This window comes from Acetobacter sp. DsW_059 (assembly GCF_002153695.1).
Classification (GTDB): Bacteria; Pseudomonadota; Alphaproteobacteria; order Acetobacterales; family Acetobacteraceae; genus Acetobacter; species Acetobacter thailandicus.
Genome location: NZ_JOPI01000126.1, coordinates 1 through 321 on the forward strand (window position 1 = coordinate 1; position 321 = coordinate 321).

A 321-nucleotide genomic window follows, 5' to 3' on the forward strand; every position below is an offset into this window, starting at 1 on the left:
CGGCAAACGCTGCCGTGCCATCGTCTCAGATACTGGATTCCAGTGGGAATCTTCTGGCAAAAACTGGAGCAATCCGACTTAATTATAATACGGGAACCTCTGCTACCACTCAGCTGAATTTTTACTCATCCGGCGGCACTAATAATGACGGGTTCATTACCGTTCTTGGTGGCTCTGGCGCAGCTGATGGTGAAATGTGGATTGGTGCAAAACAACTGGCCTGCTATGCCGCTTTCCCTATTGGTACAGCCACTTACCCATTCAGTGGCGCAGTTCTTCAGAGTGCTGTACAGGTAGTCTCTGACGCAAACGATAAAACCA

General features: G+C 49.2%; 1 protein-coding gene. It reads left to right on the top strand.

Features of this window, described 5'->3' with window-relative positions:
- A partial coding sequence (locus tag HK25_RS13125) for a hypothetical protein (protein WP_158092967.1) occupies nucleotides 1-321 on the top strand: 321 nt, incomplete at both ends.